This window comes from Zoogloea sp. LCSB751 (assembly GCF_002028455.1).
In the GTDB taxonomy this organism is placed as follows: domain Bacteria; phylum Pseudomonadota; class Gammaproteobacteria; order Burkholderiales; family Rhodocyclaceae; genus Zoogloea.
In genome coordinates this window covers 1-330 of sequence record NZ_MWUM01000114.1, presented here as the reverse complement: position 1 = coordinate 330, position 330 = coordinate 1, and the positions used below count along the sequence as shown (strand labels likewise).

The following is a 330-nucleotide window of genomic DNA, read 5'->3' as shown; positions in this document are numbered from 1 at the left end:
GAGTGCTGGGCCTAACTTCCAACAGGCCATTAGCAGCGGGAAATTCCAAGGCACAATCGCTGACACCACGCCCACGGGTTCGCGAGTAATCATGCCGATTTCATTATGTGCCGTCGGCGCCAGCTCATCGTAGAGTTTATCAATGGCTTCCCCCGACCAACGAATGGCACGGGCAGCGCCCGCAATATCTACCGCCTTTGAAAAACGTATCGGTTTACCCATATCCAACGTTTCTAACAGAGCGAGTTCATTGGCATTTTCTTCCAATAACTCGGCAAAGCGGATCATCACTTGTTTACGTTTAACAGGCGTAGCCTTTGACCATACCCC

At 51.2% G+C, this 330-nt stretch carries 1 protein-coding gene; it reads right to left on the bottom strand.

Annotated elements, in window-relative coordinates:
- Window positions 1–330: aldehyde dehydrogenase family protein (locus B4920_RS25985; RefSeq protein WP_139379656.1), on the bottom strand; the 330-nt coding region annotated here is incomplete at both ends.